Raw genomic sequence first — 18,786 nt, forward strand, 5'->3', positions numbered from 1 at the left:
GAGCGAAACTCTTAGTTATCGCCATTTAAACCAGCGTACTGTGCACCCGGTGAAGATCGCCGCCCAGACCACTAAGATGACGAAGCTGAGCAGATCGAATTGACCGCGCACCGTGGCGGCCCGCAACCCCTCACCCAGGGCAGCCGAGGGCAAAAACTGCAAGAGCTCACCGAACAGGTTCTCGGGCACGGCAAAAACCACGCCACCGGCGGCCCCCAGGATCACCCAGAGCAGATTCGTGATCGCTAAGGTTGCTTCCGGGCGGACGGTTCCAGCAATCAGCAGGCCCAAGGCGGTAAAGGTGACCGCTCCCAGTACGATGAAGATCCCAGCGTATAACACCCCGACAGCGACCGGTCGCCACTCGAGAAACAGCGCGGCGAGCCCTAAAACCATCAGTTGCACGATCAGCACCAGTACCACCGCGACCGCCTTGCCCAGCAGGAGTCCGGTCGGTCCCAGGGGAGTGGTGGACAGGTAGCGAAGCACCCCGTAGCGTCGGTCAAATCCGGTCGCGATGCCCTGACCAGTTAGTCCCGAGGACAACACCGCCAAGGCCAACACGCCGGGGGTCGCGAGGTTCACCGGCGAGATCGTGGACCCTTCAGCGACGATGAAGTCAGTCACCGACAGCGCGATCAGCACCATCAGTGGCAAGATGATCGACACCAGTAGCTGTTCCCCATTGGACAAGGTGGTGCGGGTTTCATAGCCGCCCTGAGCAATCACGCGCCGAAACAAACCTGAGGCGTGAGGCCTGGCCACCGGCGTGAGATCCAGCATACGATCCTGATAGTGCGAACGGTATGTCAACTCATCGGCCTGTTCACGGAGCTGTCCATCGGGCCGGTCATCCGGGTGTGGGTCGGGCCGTGCCGGTTGGTCCGGGTGCTGTTGGCTCACGGGGTCACCTCCCAAAACACATCTTCTAACGACCGCCGGGACATCGACAGATCACGCGGCAGAATATCCCAGCGTTGCCACCACCGGGTCAATTCCACGTAGTCGGCTGGTTCTTGCAGTCCGCGCACCTGCCAGGTTTCCATCCCGACCATACCGGTCGCTTCGGTAGCGGTAACCCGGTGTACGCTCAACGCCTCGGGCACATCGGCCAGGGCGTGGTCCGACAGGGGAGTTTCGACCGAGAACAGCACAGCGGGACGGTCATGATGATCCGTCAATTCGGCAACGGTTCCTTCACGCTCCACCCGGCCGTGATTGATCAGGATGACCCGATCGGCTAGCTTTTCGGCATCATCGAGGAGGTGGGTGGTGAGTACGATGGCCAGTCCGGCGTGTTTCATCTGCTGGATCAGCTCAAACACGACCCGGCGAGAGACTGGATCGAGTCCGGCCGAGGGCTCATCCAAGAAGATCACCGAGGGCCGACCGATCAGCGCGGCAGCCATTGCAACCCGCTGTTGCTGGCCCCCCGACAGTCGGCGTATGGTCCGATCCTGAAACTCGGTGATCTCCAACCGGTTGATCAAAGCGTAAATATCCAGGGGCTCTCGGTAGAGGTGAGCCAGATGTTCAATCAGGCGCAAGGGCGTCACCGACGGTGGTAATCCGCCATCCTGCAACATCACCCCAACCTGGCTTCGCAGCGCTGCGGTGGCGGTAAAGGGGTCCTGACCTAACAGCCGGACACGACCGGCAGAGGGCTTGACCAGTCCCTGGGCAATCGACAACGTGGTGGTTTTGCCGGCACCGTTGGGCCCCAATAGGGCCGTCACCTCCCCGGCGCGGGCTTGCAGGCTCATACCCCGCAGAATGTTGACGGTGCCTTCGTCAGAATTCACGCTCAGCCACACATCATCAACGTCGAGCAGGATCTGATCTGATCCAGCGTTGCTCGTGTCTGGATCGAGAGAGGATGCAGAAGTCACGGTGTTCACTATAGCTACTTGGATCATGGCTATTCGGACAGCAGAAGCTATTCGGAGATCAGACGTGGAGCAGGTGGGTCCCGGTCTTGACCGGTCATCCGGCGTCATCTCGTCGCGAACTTAGGCATGCCAAACTATCAGTCCGCACGATCCCGCGTATAATTAGGAAATATCATGGTTACTTATTTTCCCCGTCACCAAGAGACTTCCGGAACGAAGTCTGCGACGCAGTCTGGCGAACCGGCCGGTAGCTCTCGGGAAAACACCCGCGAGAAGGTGCTCCATGCCGTGCTGACGCGCGGGCCGGTGAGCGCCGCTGCCATCGGTAGCGAGTTGCATCTGACTGCCGCGGCCGTGCGACGCCACCTCGACGCTCTCGAGTCCGAGGGGTTGATCGAGGTTAAGTCGGTCTCCGGCGATGCGGGTGCCGGGCGTCCCTCCAAACGCTATGTCGTCACGCACAAAGGACAACAACAGCTCGGGGATGATTACCTGGCCGTGACGAGCGCTGCCATGGAAATGATTGCCGAGCTGGGTGGGCCCGAGGCGGTCCGCCGGTTCGCCCGGGACCATTTCGCCGAGGTCGAGACGCTATTCCTGGATCGAGCCACCGACGAGATGACACTGTCGGAGCGGATCAAGGTGCTCACCGCCGTGTTGGATGAACTCGGTTACGCGGCCACCACCCGGCGCGCCGGACGCGGTGCACGCGTGACGACCCTGCGGGCAGCCCAGATTTGTCAGGGACACTGCCCGATCAAGGATCTGGCCGCGCAGTACCCCGAGTTTTGTGAAGAAGAAACCGAACTGTTCGCCCGGTTGTTGCAGGTAGATGTGCGCCGATTGGCGACCCTGCCCACCGGCGGGCATGTGTGCACCACGCACGTGCCCCTAGGGCGCAAGGCCTATGCGTCGTTGACTGCCCAAGCCGAACAGAATGCTGCCCGAGCTTAAGCGGTGACCATCCGGAGTGATCCGGAGGCAAGCCGTTGCGACCACCCGACCATGACAACCAGCGATAAAAGAGGTTGATGATGACCGATCAGATCAGTCAAGACACCGTCGATCCACGGGTCATTCAAAGAGTTCTGGACGACAATCCAGAACTGAAGTCCCTGGGTAACTACGAATTCGGCTGGCACGACTCCGACGAGGCCGGCGCTGTTGCCAAACGTGGCCTGGATGAGGACGTCGTCCGGCACATCTCCAGCATCAAAGAAGAGCCCGAATGGATGCTGAAAACCCGGTTGAAGGGTCTGCGCTACTTCGACCGCAAACCGTTGCCGACCTGGGGTGCCGACCTGTCCGGGATCGATTTCGATCGTATTAAGTATTTCGTGCGTTCCACCGAGCGTCAGGCCAGCACCTGGGAAGAACTTCCCGAAGACATCTTGGAGACTTACGAGCGGTTGGGTATCCCCGAGGCCGAGCGTGAGCGCCTGGTCGCCGGTGTGGCCGCCCAGTACGAGTCCGAGGTGGTCTACCACCAGGTCCGTGAAGATCTGGAGGCCCAGGGCGTGATCTTCATGGATACCGACACCGCTTTGAGAGAACACCCGGAGTTCTTTGAGGAGTACTTCGGCTCGGTGATTCCGGTCGGCGATAATAAGTTCGCCGCGCTGAACACCGCGGTCTGGTCCGGTGGGTCCTTCGTCTACGTCCCCAAGGGCGTACACGTCGAGATCCCGTTGCAGGCCTACTTCCGGATCAATACCGAGAACATGGGTCAGTTCGAACGGACGCTGATCATCGCCGACGAGGACTCCTACGTCCACTACATCGAAGGTTGCACCGCCCCGATCTACCAGACCGATTCGTTGCACTCAGCTGTGGTGGAGATCGTGGTCAAGAAGAACGCCCGCGTGCGTTACACCACCATTCAGAACTGGTCGAATAACGTGTATAACCTGGTCACCAAGCGTGCCGTGTGCGAAGAGGGCGGGACCATGGAGTGGATCGACGGCAACATTGGCGCCAAGACCACCATGAAGTACCCAGCCGTCTACCTCACCGGTGAGCACGCTCGCGGTGAGACCCTGTCGATGGCTTTCGCCGGCGCCGGCCAGCACCAGGATACCGGTTCCAAGATGGTACACCTGGCTCCGAATACCTCCTCGAACATCGTCTCCAAGTCGGTGGCGCGTGGTGGGGGGCGCGCAGCCTACCGTGGCCTGGTCCAGATCGTGTCCGGGGCGAAGAACTCCGCGAACTCCACGATCTGTGACGCACTGCTCGTTGATACCATTTCGCGCACCGACACCTACCCCTACATCGATATTCGCGAAGACGACGTCGCTCTCGGCCACGAGGCCACCGTCTCCAAGGTCTCTGAACAGCAGCTGTTCTACCTCATGAGTCGTGGCCTGTCCGAGACGGATGCGATGGCGATGATCGTCCGCGGGTTCGTGGAGCCGATTTCCCGGCACTTGCCCATGGAATACGCACTGGAACTGAACAAGCTAATCGAATTGCAAATGGAAGGATCGGTGGGCTAACGGTGACCAACGCTACACACGCTCGTGACACGGAAACCGGGGGAGCGGCTCCCCTGATTCCAGGCATGACGGATGAGGGTGAGACCTTGTCCACGGAGATCGCCGATGCCACCCAGGCGTCCCACCTGGATGCCGAGACCAAACAGAAATTCGGTACCTCACGCGCCGACCGGACCATCAGCTACGATCTGGCGGACTTCCCACAGCTCACCGGACGCGAAGAGGAATGGCGGTTCACTCCGATCGAGCGGCTTTCCGGTCTGGAGTTGCCCGGTGGCGATGAGCAGCGACTGACCGGACCGGCTCCGCAGGTCACCGTGGAAGAAACCCAGGGCGTCACGGTCGAAACCGTCGGCCGCGACGATCAGCGTCTGGGGCAGGCTTTCATTCCTGATGATCGCGTCTCAGCGGCTGCCTGGCACAACTTTCAGGAGGCCACCGTGATCACTGTGGCTGACGAAACCGAACTCGACAAGCCGTTGCTGGTCGATATCGCTGGCCAGTCCCAGGAGCCAGCCGCTCAACACGTGCGAATTCACATAGGTCGCCATTCCCAGGTGGTGCTGGTGATCAACCAGTCCGGATCAGCGGTGCTGGGTCAAAATATCGAGATCACTGTGGATGAGGGTGCCTCACTGAACGTGGTCAGCATCCAAGCCTGGGACGAGGGTTCGGTCCACGCCGGATCCCAGCAGGCCAAGGTGGGTCGCGACGCCAAGTACCGCCATACCTTGGTCACCTACGGCGGTTCGTTAGTCCGATTGACGCCGACGACCCGCTTCGCCGGTCCCGGCGCCAACGTGGAGATGTATGGCCTATACTTCGCTGATGCCGGCCAGCACCTGGAGCACCGGATCTTCGTGGATCACTCCACCGAGAACTGCGTCTCCGATGCGCTGTACAAGGGCGCGCTACAGGGCGATTCAGCTCGTACCGTGTGGGTTGGCGATGTGCTGATCCGTAAAGAGGCAGAAGGCACTGATACCTACGAGAAGAACGAGAACCTGTTGCTCACCGACGGCGCGCAAGCCGATTCGGTTCCGAACCTGGAGATCGAAACCGGCGTCATTGAAGGTGGCGGACACGCATCCTCCACCGGTCGCTTCGATGAGAATCAGCTGTTCTACCTGATGGCCCGGGGTATTCCCGAGCCCCAGGCCCGCAAGCTGATCGTGCGTGGGTTTTTGAACGAAATCATCCAGAAGATCGGTATCGACGATGTGGAACGCCGACTCGTGGAAGTCATGGAAGCCGAAATCCGCGGGCTAGAATTCTAATTCCCGCGAGCTACCCACTACCAACGACGACCGGAGGCCGGTTGGCCTTCACCAAACCAAGGCATCAAGGAGAATTTGTAGCTATGTCAACCCTTGAGGTAAAGAACCTCCACGTCTCGATCGAGACCGAAGACGGCGTCAAAGAGATTTTGAAAGGCGTGAACCTGACCGTCAATTCCGGTGAGACTCACGCGCTGATGGGCCCCAACGGCTCAGGAAAGTCCACTATGGCCTCGGCCATCGCCGGTCACCCGGCCTATGAAGTCACCGCAGGTGAGATCCTGCTCGACGGTGAAGATCTGCTGGAAAAGTCTGTCGACGAACGCGCTCAGGCCGGTCTGTTCCTGGCCATGCAGTACCCGGTGGAAGTCCCCGGCGTGACCATGACCAACTTCCTGCGCACCGCCAAGACCGCCATCGACGGTGAGGCGCCCTCCTTGCGTCACTGGTCCAAGGAAGTCAAGGACGCCTTCGAACGGCTCCAGATGGACCCGGCGTTCTCCACCCGTAACGTGAACGAAGGGTTCTCTGGTGGTGAAAAGAAGCGCGCCGAAATCTTGCAGCTGGAACTATTCAAGCCTAAGTTCGCCATCCTGGATGAGACCGACTCCGGTCTGGACATTGACGCGCTACGTATCGTGTCCGAAGGTGTCAACCGGGCACAGGACGCCAACGGCTTGGGCACCCTGTTGATCACCCACTACACCCGCATTCTGCGCTACATCAAGCCAGACTTCGTGCACGTGTTCGTGGACGGTCACGTGGTGGACTCCGGGGGTCCTGAGCTGGCCGATAAGCTGGAAGAAGAAGGCTACGTCAACTACGAAAAGGCTGCCGTAGCTCAGGCCTAGTCGGCCCGTGTGGCCACAGCCTGACAGCGCGAAAGCCACGACCGACCTGAAGAAGGTGTTCCCATCATGACTGACGTGAGTGCACAAACACCGATCGAGGACCTCGAAGAGGCCCTGAAAGACGTGATTGACCCCGAACTGGGTATCAACGTCGTGGATCTGGGGTTACTCTATGGTCTGAACTACGCCGAAGACGGTGTGCTGATCGTGGATATGACATTGACCACTGCAGCCTGCCCGCTGACGGATGAAATCGAAGATCAGGTCGGTCGGGCTATCGGCACGATGGTGGACGAATGGCGACTGAACTGGGTCTGGATGCCACCATGGGGCCCAGAACGCATTACTGAAGACGGGCGCGATCAGATGCGGGCCTTAGGGTTCAACATCTAAGATCGGTCAGGGCGATCGTGTGCCGATCTGGCACGTCCGATCGATCCAGCTGATCGGACTGTCCGGCAGGAGGGGGCAACCCCCACCTGTTGCAGTGACTCCTGATCCACCTCGAGGGCCGTGTTCACCTGTGTTGTCACCTGACACCGGTGGATACGGTCCTTGATCGTCTCCATCTACTCCAACCACCCCATTTCTTCTCGTAAACTCCCGTTCGTGACATCGTCACGTCCCGCACAGAAAAGGACCGCACATGACTGAGCTGTTGACCGTCGCCGTGGATGGTTCGGCCCTGGGCAATCCCGGTCCTGCCGGATGGTGCTGGTATATCTCTGACGAGCACTGGGCCGCTGGCGGGTGGGACGAGGCCACCAATAACCAGGGCGAGTTACAGGCTGTGATTGAGTTGCTGGCGACCACGGCAAATCTGGACACCGACCTGCACATCGTGGCGGATTCGCAATACGTCATCAACTCCATCACCCAGTGGATGCCGGGCTGGAAGAAACGCGGGTGGAAGAAGAAGGACGGCAAACCGGTGCAGAACCAGCAGATGATGATCCACCTGGATCGGCTGATGACTCAAGCCCAGCAGGCCGGACGAAAAATCCGGTTTGACTGGGTGAGAGGTCACACCGGGCATGAGCTGAATGAGGCCGCCGATCAACGGGCACGGGCCGTTGCCGAAGCCTTCCGGGACGGTACCGTACCTGATTATGGCCCGGGATTAAACAGCGCGGGGAGATCATCGCATCTCACGGCCTCGGAGTCGGTCGCACAGCCAGCCTCAGCCGACCGTCTCGCGTCTGGAACCACCACGACGCAACCGAGACCCGGGGTGCAGGTGACGACCGAGCTCAGTCACGATGAATCGGAGACGATTATTGCCCGAGCCCGACAGGCTCAGCGTAGTCCGCAACAAGAGCTCGCCCGCCTGATCCGACTGGCAATGAACCACGATTACCAGAGCCCGCCCGGCCATTGAGCCTATTATTCTAGTCTGGAGTTGCCCCAGATGTGCACCTCTGCGCCACCCTGGTGTGCCTCCGTGCGGAACCCTTTCAGCTACGACCACAACCCCCAAAGGTAACCCTGATGATTTCTGCTCATAATCTGACCGTCACCGTTGGCTCGCGCACCCTGCTAGAGGACGTGAGTTTCCGTGTGGACCGCGGTACCCGGGTCGGTTTAGTCGGGCGCAACGGGGCCGGCAAGACCACGTTGACCAAGGTGTTGATGGACGAGGTAGTCCCAGCCACCGGCGAGGTGACCCGAACCGGATCGGTCGGATATCTGCCACAGGATCCACGGTCGGGCGATCCCGAGCAAACCGTGCAAGAACGGATTTTAGAAGCGCGTCAGCTCGGAGAACTACTTCGCCGGATGCGCAAAGCCGAGGCGGAGATGTCGTCGCCAGATCCCGACGTGATGGAACGAGGCATCAAGCGGTACCCCGCCGCTGAAGCCGCGTTTATTTCCGCCGGAGGCTACGCTGCCGAATCGGAGGCCAATGCCATCGCCGGGAACTTAGGGATCGACGCCGAAATGCTGGAACGGCCATTGAAAACGCTCTCCGGTGGGCAACGTCGCCGAGTTGAATTGGCCCGGATCCTCTTCTCAGCTCCGGACACCATGATCCTAGACGAGCCCACTAACCACTTGGATGTGGACTCGGTGGAATGGTTACGCGACTACCTCAAAACCTACTCCGGGGGGCTAATCGTGATCTCTCACGATCTGGCATTGATCGATGAAGTGGTCAATACCGTCTTTTTTCTCGACGCCACGCGCAGTGTCATTGACATTTACAACATGGGGTATCAGGCCTACCTGAAACAGCGTGAGGATGATGAACGTCGGCGTCGCCGGGAACGGGCTTCAGCGGAGAAGAAAGCAGCGGCTTTGTATGCGCAGGCCAATAAGATGCGCGCGAAGGCGACCAAAGCGGTGGCCGCCCAGCAGATGGCTAAAAGGGCCGACAAGATGTTGGAGGGACTGGCCGAAGAGCGTCACACCGAAAAGGTGGCCAACCTACGATTTCCGGCTCCAGCCCCGTGCGGTAAGGTGCCTCTGTCGGCCGAGGGGTTGACCAAATCCTATGGCACCCAGGAGGTGTTCACCGGGGTGGACCTGGCTATCGACCAGGGGTCTCGCGTGGTCATCCTCGGCTTCAATGGGGCCGGTAAAACGACATTGCTGAAGCTCTTAGCGGGATTGGAACAGCCTGATGCGGGACGGGTCGTTCCCGGACATGGCCTGCGACTGGGGTATTACGCCCAGGAACACGAGACGCTGGATGTCAACCGCACGGTGCTGGAAAATATGCAACGCTCCTCGTTGCACCTGGACGATACCGCGGTGCGAACTGTGCTCGGATCATTCTTATTTTCCGGCGACGATGTTTACAAGCCAGCCGGGGTCCTTTCGGGTGGCGAGAAAACTCGCTTAGCTTTGGCAACCTTGGTGGTGTCCTCGGCCAACGTGTTGTTGCTCGATGAGCCAACCAACAACTTAGATCCGGCATCTCGTGAGGAAATCTTGGACGCGATCCGTCGCTATGAAGGTGCGATCGTGTTGGTGACTCACGACGAGGGTGCGGTCCAGGCCTTGGACCCCGACCGCGTGTTGATCCTGCCGGACGCCGATGAGGATATGTGGTCAGAGGACTATCTGGACCTGGTTTCACTGACCTGAGCTCAACCCATGCCGGAAAGGTAATCGTTAAATTCCCCATCCGATCGGTCGCGACCTTGCAGGTCCTCGGAAGGTGTCGGAGCGTTGGGATCGGCCGGACCGGCGGGAGAATCGTCATCGGGTGGGTCGTTGGAGCAGGTTTCACAGCGCGGTGATTGTCTCTGCTGAAACGGTGGTTTGGGTGGCGGTAACGGCCTGAGGCTACCGGGAAGCAACGGATCGGTGGGGGCTTCATAGGTATGATTGGTGGGAGTGGTCACCTGCAGCCCGTCGGCATCGGACTCGTGCTTCCAGCCGATTTTCTCCTTGGTTTGGTTACACACCCGGCACAGTCCCTGACCGTTGTCATAGCTGGTGGCGCCACCATCGGTGTGTCGCTGCGCGTGGTCGGTTTCTTCTACCGGGTTCTCGCAGTGCGGTGTGCGGCAGATATCGTCGCGCAGACTGATCATCTTCTTCAGTCCTGCCGGAAAGAGCCGGGAACCGGATTCCATGGACACCATTTTGCCGGTCTGTCGATCGACAAAGAGCTTGGTAAGGAACAGCTTGGCCTCGGGGTTGGCCAACCATTTCCGAACGGTGGCTGCGGGCACGGGGCCCTGGCCGGCAATCATGGCGGGGGTGTTATCCTCGCCGAGGAATGCGTCGGCGGTGAGCACGATGTTGACCTGGGTAGCGACATTACCGGCCTTGGACTGCCCGGTGATGCGTTCGACCAACAGGTCAGCCATGATTTGTTCAAGAGTGCGGTGATCGGCCCGACCGTGCCGTTCTAATGTCGTGCGTTGGGTGGGCGCGAGGAGTTTCTTGGCATCACGTTCTAAGGTGTTGTAAACAGCTGCAACCTGTTCGGAGGGCAGATACGCGTTAAGGTTGGCCATACCGGGGCCAGCGCTCCCCGTGGTCACACGTCGATTCTTGCGGGCTGTAGCCGCGCGACGAGCGAGCTGGTCGGCGTCGAGCCGTTGAGCATGGCCACGTGACTGCTTGCCCAGCTGTCTGGGTGAGAGCCGACCGTATTGGTCGCTGAGCAGATCATCGATCTCGGTGATGATCCTGGGGGCCAGGCCACGAACTTCCCGGGATAGGGTCATAGCGTGGGCTTCGGAGAGCTCCCCGGAGCGCATGGCACCGAGGGCACCGGGCATGTGGTCGGTGATGGTACGGGCGGCGTTGAGAAATCCATTGCCACGTTGGGGGGATTGTTTGCGTGCCATGGCGATCTCGGCCCCGAGCCCCGAACCACGCCGATTCTTGGGGATGCCGGCGGCTTTTTCGCGGTCCAGACGGAGCTTCTCTAACTGGGAGGCGGCTTGAGCCTGCATGGCCACAGCCGTGGCTTGGATTTTTTCCAAGGTTGAGATGACATCGATCGCGGTGGATTCGTCGGTGAGCGTCAAGGATTCGGCCAGCGCCCAATGGTGCTGGTGGAGCGTGGTGAGCTCTGCCAGCACGGTCTGATCGGAGTTCTCGCGGGGAATCTGTGGGCTCATGGCCACCACACTAGGTGGGGGACCATCATGGACGGCTGATGGGGATGATGATTGTGGAGTCCTGGCCGCAAAACCGCCACATGTGGAGGCTACCGCCGACCGATGCGAAAGCAGTACTAGGTTGGGAAGATTAAGCAGGGGGGGACGATCGGACACGGTGCGACGTGCGGTCAGTATCCCATCATCTCGTCTTCAATTTCCTCATCGGTCTTGGAACCATCACGGCGACGCTTGACCGGCTTGGCGCGCTCGATTCGCTGGGCGGAGAGGAAACCTTGTTCTTCGGTTTCTCCGGACATCTCGTCTTCGCGACGTTGAATGGCCTTCAGACGGGCCATATAACCCCAGACGACGAAGCTCATCAACCCAAAAGTGAACCACTGCATCGAATAGGACAGGTGCGGTCCTTCATCCCGCTCGGGCGGGGGCAGTTGTTGGGGCGTGTCTTCGGCGTCGGGGGTTTCGCTGGCCATCAGCCCATAGGCTGCCTCGGCGATCTCGTCGTCGACGAGATTATTGATCGCCGGTAGATCAATCGAGGCGACTTGGCCGGCGGGGGCCTGACGTTGCAGGGTGGGCTCGCCGTCGACCACACGGGCAATAAGCTGGACGGTGCCTCCCGGCGGGTCGGGGACGGCGTCAGGACCATCGGCGCCAGCACCGGTGGGCAACCAACCACGGTCGATCAGGATCGTATCGCCTTCAACGGTACGAAAGGGTACCAGCACCTCATAACCGGGGCTTCCAGCTCGGGGACGGTTGCGGGCCAGCAAGGTGTCGTCGGTCAGGTACTCGCCCTCTATACTGACCGGGGTCCATTTGTCCTGCTCGTCGAACTCGGTAAACATTGAGGAATTTTCGGCGTAGGGGACCGGGTCTTGATCGTAATTGGCCACGATTTTATTGATCTCATCGAGCTTGTGCATGCGACGATCCATCTGCCAGTCGCCAAGGAAGTAACAGACCACCGCGAAGAGGATGCAGAATATGAATCCGGCGATCCAGGGGCCGGATAAGAGAAACCGGAAGTCCAGCTTCGGTTTCGGGTCGGTGGTGTGTGAAACCATGGACGTATCTGTCAGAGGGGTCGGGTGAATTTCCAGAAAGTGCGCGCGGCGAGGAATTGTTCCAGGTACTGGCGATGGGCATCGCAGGCCAGCCAGGTCTTTTCCCGCTCGGGGGCGTGAATTTTGGGGTTATTCCAGACTATCTTCCATCGGGCGGTTTCTTGGCATCCGCGACGGGAACATTTCTGTTCGATCTCGGTCTGCCCAGCATCGGTGGCTGCCGAGCTGGCTGCAAACAGTTGGCCCAGCACGTCGTGTCCATGATCGGTCATGACGTGCTCCGGTCAGCGCGGTCGGCTCGGTCAGCGCGGTCGGCCCGGTTGTGGCCGGGATCATCCGCAAGAGGATCGGCGTGTTGGTTCTGCGGTGCCCCCGGCGACGCCTCCGTTTCCTCAGACGCATCCGGTTCCTCAGAGGGCATGAGCTGCCCGTAAAGCGCCGAACCCTGCGCCGACGACGAGGAAGAAGAGCCGGGACTGGGCTCGGGTTGCGGGAGTGCCTGTTGATCTTCGACGGTCGTGGATCCGATCTGTCGAGTGTTGTTGGCCAACACGACGGCGAAGTAAGGCAAGACCATCGCGGCAATGAAGAGCACCCAACGCAACCAGCCGTCGGCGAGCACCGCACCGATGAAACATACGGTACGGATCGTCATCTGGATGGTGTAACGCCGGATACGGCCGGACTGATCTTCGGTTAACGAGGTGTCGGCCGAGGTGATCTCGTACACCTTGTTGTCGTGCCCGCCACGACCGGAGGCCGGCCGCGAGGAGCGACCTCGGTGGTGTTCAGTCATCGGCTTGCCTTCTGGGTGGGTGCCATAGCGCGGTTGGTTGTCCCGTTTTGTCTCGTTATCCTGCAAGTCATCCTCCATTGTCCCACTTTCGCCCGTAGAGTGGACACTGATCAATCCGGGTGTTTCTTCCCCGGTGAACGCCCAATCCCGTACCGTCGTGAAATCGTCCCCTCGCAACAAGGAGCAGAGATGTCCGAGCAGTCTGATCAGAGCCCGCAGTCCATAACCGCCCGCACCGTCCTGGTTACCGGTGGTAACCGGGGGATCGGCCTAGCCATTGCCGAAGCCTTTCGGGATGCCGGAGATCGCGTGGTGATTACCTCCCGCTCCGGTACCGGTCCCGAGGGGCTAGAGTGCGTGACAGCCGATGTGACCGATATGGCCTCAGTCGATGCGGCCTTTACCGAGGTGGAAGAAAAATTCGGGCCGGTCGAGGTGCTGGTGGCCAATGCCGGGATCAACGACGACCAGTTGTTGCTCCGGATGGACGAGGACAGCTTCTCCAACGTGGTCGATACCAATCTGACCGGTGCTTTCCGGGTGCTCAAGCGCGCTGCTAAGGGCTTCATCCGGGCCAAAAAAGGTCGCGTGGTGCTGATCTCGTCGGTGGTGGGCATGTTGGGCTCGCCGGGGCAGATCAACTACGCGGCCTCGAAATCGGGACTGATCGGGATGGCCCGGTCGTTGACCCGGGAACTGGGATCCCGAAATGTGACCGCCAATGTGGTGGCACCGGGATATATCAATACCGAGATGACCGAGTCGCTGGACGAGGACTTGAAGAAGAAGTACAAGACCCAGATTCCGGCGGCGCGTTTCGCCGAGCCCTCCGAGGTGGCCGGTGTGGTGCGCTGGTTGGCTTCCGATGAGGCCAGCTATATTTCCGGGGCCATCATTCCGGTCGACGGTGGTTTGGGGATGGGACACTGACCCGAACTGATCAGCTCTGATCGTGAGATATCGTCAGAGGGAATGGATACGAGGAGAAAGAGCATCATGACCGAATTACCAGATCTCACCGGTCGCGGGGCGATCGTCACCGGGTCGTCTCGCGGGGTCGGAGCCGATACCGCAAAGTTTTTAGCCGAGCGTGGCGCCGGGGTGGTGGTGAACTACCGCCAGAAAGCACCGCGGGCCAAGAAGGTCGTCTCCGCCATCGAGGAAGCCGGTGGCAAGGCGGTGGCTGTTGGCGCAGATATCACTGAGGCTCAGGGCCGGGCCGCCATGATTCAGGCAGCCACGGAGAATTTCGGAGAGCTGTCGATCCTGATCCTGAATGCCTCCGGGGGCATGGAATCCGATCTGGGTGAAGATTACGCCATGCGATTGAACCGTGACGCCCAGGTGGCGCTGTTGACCGAAGCCGCTGAGGTGATGCCCGAACAGTCCGAGGTCGTGTTTGTGACCAGCCACCAGGCACACTTCATCGATCAGGTTGATACCTTGCCGGAGTACGAGCAGGTTGCCCGGTCCAAGCGCGCCGGAGAAGTGGCCCTGCGCGCGCAGATCCCGGCATTGACTGCCAAGGGCATCCGGCTGGTGGTCGCCACCGCCGACATGATCGAAGGCACCATTACCGCCACCTTGCTCAACCGCATGCGTCCTGGAGCGATCGAGGCACGTCGCCAAGCTGCCGGAAAGCTCTATACTGTGGCGGAATTTGCCGAAGAAATTGCCGGATTGGTAGGTCGCACCGATCTTCAGACCGGTCACACTGAATATGTCGGGGGAGCCGAGGACTTCTTGGCCGTGGCCGGCGATCCAGACCACGCAGAGAACTGATCAGACCGCGCTGGGGGCGGATCAGTAACCCAGTAGCGCCCGGACCGGATCCAGGGACGCAATATCGAGTTCTAGATCCGCGTGCGGGCGCAGTGCTGGTTTGGCGTTGAAGGCAATGCCATAGTCGGCACGTTGCACCATCTGCATGTCATTGGCACCGTCACCGATGGCGACGACCACCGCAGCAGTAGGCTGGTCGGTGGTTCCGAGGGTCTCGCGCCAGCGAGTAAGTTGCTGTCCTTTCACGGTAGCGTCAACAACCTCGCCCACCACGGCACCGGTCAGACGGTCGTCGACAATTTCCAGGGTATTCGCCCTGAACTCGTCTAATCCCAGTCGGTGGCGGAGGATCTGCAGCACCTGGGTGAAGCCACCCGAGACCGCGCAGGCAGTTCCGCCGTGGGCGTGGGCCGCGTTGATCAGGTTTGTCGCGCCGGTGGTCGGGGTAGCCAGCTGGGCCACCTCGGCAATGACCTGGCGAGGCAGTCCGGCCAGCGCGGCGACTCGGTGGTGCAGGGACTGGCTGAAGTCGATTTCGCCACGCATGGCACGCTCGGTCACCTCGGCCACTTCGGCTTCCCGGCCCGCGTGGGCGGCTAATAGTTCAATGACTTCTTGCTGGATCAGCGTGGAGTCCACATCAAAAACCAACACAACGGGTGCGGTGTTGAGGCGTTGTACCAAATCAGCCGGTAGCACAGCAACATGGAACCCTTCGGCACGATCCCCGGCCAGAGCGGACTCTAATGAGGCAGTACCTTTCTCGTCATGGTCCTCAGTCTGGTGATCCTGCCCTTGATCTGCAACCACGAAACGATAACCGGCCCACCCGGGACCGGCGACTGGCTCAACGTGGCGGGCTCTGGGATGCTGACACGCAACGGGCCGTGGACCATCAGCAGTTTCGGGGGCGGAATCTGAGCGGTAGAGCACGATGCGGGATCCGGCAGGGATATCCGACACCCCGGCCAGTTCACGCCCGGCGAGCTCGCCGACGTTCTGCTCGCAGGATTGCAACGCGGGAAAGCTTTTCCAGGACTGATTCGTTGCCATGCCGATTCCTTTCAAGACCTACAACCGTGCTTTAGCCTAGTCTGGAGACATGGCCTCTTCCGATACAGTTGACACGCCCGCCACGTCCCTGCCATCACCCCACGAATTTGATCCCCAACCCGACGCGGTGCTGGAATTTGCCGACGCGACGGTCGTGCGTGGCCAGCAAACCATCCTGGATGCGGTGAGCTTCTCCGTGACAGAAGGGCAACGCTGGATCGTGATGGGCCCCAACGGGGCCGGTAAGTCCACGCTGATCAACCTCGCTGCCACCCGGATGCACCCGACTCGCGGTAATGTCGCGATTCTGGGGGAGACCTTAGGCGCGGTGAATGTCTTCGAGTTGCGCCCGCTGGTGGGTGTGAGCTCAGTGCAGGTGGCCCGCCAGATCCCGGCCACGGAGAAGATCTTGGATACCGTAGTCACCGCGTCGTGGGGTGTTACCGGCCGGTGGACTGAAGAATATGATCAGCTTGACCTGGATCGGGCGCGCTGGTTGTTGCGTCGGTGGGGCATCGCTCACGACGGCGACCGGCGCATTGGAACTCTGTCCGAGGGTGAACTCAAGCGCGTGCTGATCGCCCGGGCGATGATGACGGACCCAGAACTACTGCTCTTGGATGAACCGGCGGCCGGACTGGACCTGGCCGGGCGTGAAACGCTGGTGCGCTCCTTAGCCCAGCTGGCTGAGGACCCCTTGGCCCCCACCCCGGTGCTGGTCACCCATCACGTGGAGGACATCCCCCAAGGCTTCACCCACGCCTTGGTGCTCCGCAACGGCCGGGTGGTTTCGGCCGGACCGATCGAAACGGCACTGACCGAAGAAACACTCTCGGAGGCTTTCCGGTTGCCGTTGCACGTCTCGCGTACCGCCGAGGGACGATTCACCGCCTTCGCCCGCGGCTAGGACCGGTTCGCAAACGCGCGACCGCAACACCCCCAGAGCACGTCCGGCCCATTCCTCGGATGGGTTCCCGTGCAGGGGGACGCAAACCCTCACCTGAGCCGGATCGAGCCACGGCAGTGCGATCGACGTTACTTCTGGCCCACCGGACGGTACACTACCTTGGGTGGAAATACTCGGATTGGAACTATGGCAGGTTCTGCTGGTGCTCTTGGCCGGCTTTTGGGCCGGAACTATTAACTCGGTGGTGGGCTCGGGCACGCTGGTAACGTTCCCGGTCTTGGTCTCGGTGGGCTTCCCGCCGGTAACAGCCCAGATGTCCAATGCCATCGGCCTGGTCGCCGCCGGATTCTCCGGCACGTGGGGCTACCGTCGCGAGCTGTACCAGGCTAAAGCCGTCGTCCCAGTGCTGACCACCGCCTCATTACTTGGTGGACTGATCGGCTCCGGTTTGCTCATGGTGCTCCCCGAGGCCGTGTTCAGCTTCGTGGCACCAATCCTGATCGTGTTCGCGATCATTTTTGTCATCCTGCAACCGAAAATGTCCGCCTGGGTGAAAGCGCGCAAGGCCGGACAGCAGCAAGACGATGCACCGCCGGCCGGATCCGAATCCATCGTGCCGGTGCCCACCGGCCCGGTGTCACCGTTGCTGTGGGTGCTGGTGTTTTTGATCGGTATTTACGGCGGGTATTTTGTCGCTGCCCAAGGCGTGTTGCTGATCGGTGTGTTGGGTGTGTTCCTCAATGGTTTGCTGGTGCACGCTAATGCGGTCAAAACCTGGCTGTCCACGGTCGTTAATGTGGTGGCAGCGCTCGGATACATCATCTTCGCCTTCGACCGGATCAACTGGACCGCGGTGCTACTGATCGCGGTCTCATCCCTGATCGGTGGTTCTGTCGGAGCCCAAATTGGTCGCCGGATCTCGCCGTTGGTGCTACGGATCGTGATCGTGATCGTAGCCGTGGCCGGTCTGATCAACCTGGTCTTCGATCCCTTTGGGACCGGGGCGTAGCCCAACATTTTTCACACCGACAACCCAGTCAACAACACCCGAAGGTGTCGACCATGACCCGCTATGAGGTAACTCCACAGGATCTTCAGCATCCTGCGGACACGCTGGCGGTATACTTTAACCTGAAAGACGCCACGCTACGCACCCGTACCGATGCCCGCTATGGGATCTATCTAGCCGAATCATCGACCGTGGTGCGCCGGGCGTTGATGGCCGGGCACACCCCGCGCTCCTTTCTGCTGGCCCACCGGTACCTGGACTCCTTTGCCGATGTGTTGGCGGCGTACCCCGAGGTGCCGGTATTCACCGCCGATGACGACCTGCTTGCGGCACTGACCGGATTCCATCTGCATCGCGGGGCGCTGGCGGCGATGGAACGACCCGCACCGAGGACGTTGGAGGCGGTCACCGGGAAAGGCACCCGGCGGGTGCTCGTGGCCGAAGGGGTCAATAATCATACCAATTTGGGCTCAATTTTTCGCACCGGCGCGGCATTGGGCTGGGACGCGGTCATTCTGACTCCCACCGCAGCCGATCCGTACTATCGGCGCGCATTGCGGGTGTCGATGGGCGCGACCTTCACGTTGCCCTTTGCTCGGGTAACCCATACGGTCTCGGCGATCCAGCGACTGCAGGCCCAGGGGTTCACCACGATCGCGTTAGAATTGACCGATCAGGCCCAGGATATCGGTGATCCGATGTGGCAACATCTCGATCGGCTGGCTTTGGTCCTCGGCGCTGAAGGCCCCGGAATCACCCAACCGACCCTGGAAGCCGTGGATGCCCACGTGCAGATCCCGCAGCACACCGGGGCCATCGAGCACACCGGGGTCGACTCGCTCAACGTCGCCCACGCGGCCTCGATCGCCATGTGGCAATTGCGCGCCCCATCGCTCTGATCGGCCTGGCACGGCCCCAGCACTGACAGACCCGGCGTAATGTCGGTCTCGCCAGGGACATTGGCCGTGCACGGTACCAACGGTGTATGATGAATAGCTGGCCCTGATGGGCTATTGCACGATGATTGATCGATCTTTCGTGTCCCTGGCAAAATCCAGGGACACCCAGCGAAGGAATCCT

19 protein-coding genes are annotated in these 18,786 nt (G+C 60.6%); 12 read left to right on the top strand and 7 right to left on the bottom strand.

Features of this window, described 5'->3' with window-relative positions; translation table 11 throughout:
- Positions 1 to 15: 15 nt before the first annotated feature.
- Complete coding sequence (locus DCC27_RS03390; RefSeq protein WP_244924659.1) at positions 16 to 903, bottom strand: ABC transporter permease; 888 nt, start codon at positions 901 to 903, stop codon at positions 16 to 18.
- Positions 900 to 1,889, bottom strand: a complete 990-nt coding sequence (locus DCC27_RS03395) for an ABC transporter ATP-binding protein (RefSeq protein ID WP_246840126.1) — start codon at positions 1,887 to 1,889, stop codon at positions 900 to 902. Before DCC27_RS03395 ends, DCC27_RS03390 begins: the two co-directional genes overlap by 4 nt.
- A gap of 174 nt (positions 1,890 to 2,063) precedes the next feature.
- Here DCC27_RS03395 and DCC27_RS03400 point away from each other — a divergent pair, with 174 nt between their 5' ends.
- From DCC27_RS03400 to DCC27_RS03435, 7 genes are all read left to right on the top strand, one after another.
- Positions 2,064 to 2,843 (top strand): metalloregulator ArsR/SmtB family transcription factor, encoded by a 780-nt coding sequence (locus tag DCC27_RS03400; RefSeq protein WP_210403484.1) that lies wholly within the window; start codon positions 2,064 to 2,066, stop codon positions 2,841 to 2,843.
- Positions 2,844 to 2,923: 80 nt separating this feature from the next.
- Positions 2,924 to 4,384, top strand: coding sequence for a Fe-S cluster assembly protein SufB (sufB, locus tag DCC27_RS03405; protein WP_110110124.1), 1,461 nt, complete (start codon positions 2,924 to 2,926; stop codon positions 4,382 to 4,384).
- Positions 4,385 to 4,449: 65 nt separating this feature from the next.
- Positions 4,450 to 5,661: a Fe-S cluster assembly protein SufD gene (gene sufD, locus DCC27_RS03410; RefSeq protein ID WP_110110204.1), complete on the top strand. Its 1,212-nt coding sequence runs from the start codon at positions 4,450 to 4,452 to the stop codon at positions 5,659 to 5,661.
- A gap of 83 nt (positions 5,662 to 5,744) precedes the next feature.
- The gene (gene sufC, locus DCC27_RS03415) at positions 5,745 to 6,512 is read left to right on the top strand and encodes a Fe-S cluster assembly ATPase SufC (protein WP_110110125.1); all 768 of its coding nucleotides are present in this window, start codon (positions 5,745 to 5,747) and stop codon (positions 6,510 to 6,512) included.
- A 66-nt stretch (positions 6,513 to 6,578) separates the two neighbouring features.
- Entirely contained in the window at positions 6,579 to 6,905 is a 327-nt protein-coding gene (locus DCC27_RS03420; protein ID WP_110098306.1) for a metal-sulfur cluster assembly factor, read from the top strand.
- A 253-nt stretch (positions 6,906 to 7,158) separates the two neighbouring features.
- Positions 7,159 to 7,890 (top strand): RNase H family protein, encoded by a 732-nt coding sequence (locus tag DCC27_RS03430; RefSeq protein WP_110098307.1) that lies wholly within the window; start codon positions 7,159 to 7,161, stop codon positions 7,888 to 7,890.
- A 110-nt stretch (positions 7,891 to 8,000) separates the two neighbouring features.
- Complete coding sequence (locus DCC27_RS03435; RefSeq protein WP_110110127.1) at positions 8,001 to 9,599, top strand: ABC-F family ATP-binding cassette domain-containing protein; 1,599 nt, start codon at positions 8,001 to 8,003, stop codon at positions 9,597 to 9,599.
- Between the two features lie 2 nt (positions 9,600 to 9,601).
- Here the strand turns inward: DCC27_RS03435 and DCC27_RS03440 are convergent, their stop codons facing one another.
- The 4 genes from DCC27_RS03440 to DCC27_RS03455 all read right to left on the bottom strand — a co-directional run bounded on the left by DCC27_RS03440 (position 9,602) and on the right by DCC27_RS03455 (position 12,955).
- Positions 9,602 to 11,092, bottom strand: a complete 1,491-nt coding sequence (locus DCC27_RS03440) for an HNH endonuclease signature motif containing protein (RefSeq protein WP_148707498.1) — start codon at positions 11,090 to 11,092, stop codon at positions 9,602 to 9,604.
- Positions 11,093 to 11,262: 170 nt separating this feature from the next.
- On the bottom strand, positions 11,263 to 12,159 hold the full coding sequence (locus DCC27_RS03445) for an SURF1 family protein (protein WP_110110129.1): 897 nt from the start codon (positions 12,157 to 12,159) through the stop codon (positions 11,263 to 11,265).
- 11 nt (positions 12,160 to 12,170) lie between these two features.
- Positions 12,171 to 12,431 (bottom strand): hypothetical protein, encoded by a 261-nt coding sequence (locus DCC27_RS03450; protein ID WP_246840127.1) that lies wholly within the window; start codon positions 12,429 to 12,431, stop codon positions 12,171 to 12,173.
- Positions 12,428 to 12,955 (bottom strand): DUF3099 domain-containing protein, encoded by a 528-nt coding sequence (locus DCC27_RS03455; RefSeq protein ID WP_110110206.1) that lies wholly within the window; start codon positions 12,953 to 12,955, stop codon positions 12,428 to 12,430. The genes DCC27_RS03450 and DCC27_RS03455 overlap by 4 nt, the downstream gene beginning before the upstream one ends.
- A 189-nt stretch (positions 12,956 to 13,144) precedes the next feature.
- Between DCC27_RS03455 and fabG the strand changes: the two genes are divergently transcribed.
- Both fabG and DCC27_RS03465 read left to right on the top strand, forming a co-directional pair.
- The gene (fabG, locus tag DCC27_RS03460; protein WP_110110130.1) at positions 13,145 to 13,885 is read left to right on the top strand and encodes a 3-oxoacyl-ACP reductase FabG; all 741 of its coding nucleotides are present in this window, start codon (positions 13,145 to 13,147) and stop codon (positions 13,883 to 13,885) included.
- A gap of 66 nt (positions 13,886 to 13,951) precedes the next feature.
- Entirely contained in the window at positions 13,952 to 14,737 is a 786-nt protein-coding gene (locus tag DCC27_RS03465) for an SDR family oxidoreductase (RefSeq protein WP_110110131.1), read from the top strand.
- A gap of 21 nt (positions 14,738 to 14,758) precedes the next feature.
- Here DCC27_RS03465 and serB read toward each other — a convergent pair whose 3' ends face one another.
- Positions 14,759 to 15,790 (bottom strand): phosphoserine phosphatase SerB, encoded by a 1,032-nt coding sequence (gene serB / locus DCC27_RS03470; RefSeq protein ID WP_110110132.1) that lies wholly within the window; start codon positions 15,788 to 15,790, stop codon positions 14,759 to 14,761.
- A 49-nt stretch (positions 15,791 to 15,839) separates the two neighbouring features.
- Between serB and DCC27_RS03475 the strand changes: the two genes are divergently transcribed.
- From DCC27_RS03475 to DCC27_RS03485, 3 genes are all read left to right on the top strand, one after another.
- A complete protein-coding gene (locus DCC27_RS03475) occupies positions 15,840 to 16,697 on the top strand; it encodes an ABC transporter ATP-binding protein (RefSeq protein ID WP_110100585.1) in 858 nt (285 codons plus the stop codon).
- Between the two features lie 163 nt (positions 16,698 to 16,860).
- Positions 16,861 to 17,706: a sulfite exporter TauE/SafE family protein gene (locus tag DCC27_RS03480; protein WP_110110133.1), complete on the top strand. Its 846-nt coding sequence runs from the start codon at positions 16,861 to 16,863 to the stop codon at positions 17,704 to 17,706.
- A gap of 53 nt (positions 17,707 to 17,759) precedes the next feature.
- On the top strand, positions 17,760 to 18,605 hold the full coding sequence (locus DCC27_RS03485; RefSeq protein ID WP_110110134.1) for an RNA methyltransferase: 846 nt from the start codon (positions 17,760 to 17,762) through the stop codon (positions 18,603 to 18,605).
- Positions 18,606 to 18,786 lie beyond the last annotated feature (181 nt).

The sequence above is a fragment of the Auritidibacter sp. NML130574 genome (assembly GCF_003185725.2).
Taxonomy (GTDB): domain Bacteria; phylum Actinomycetota; class Actinomycetes; order Actinomycetales; family Micrococcaceae; genus Auritidibacter; species Auritidibacter ignavus.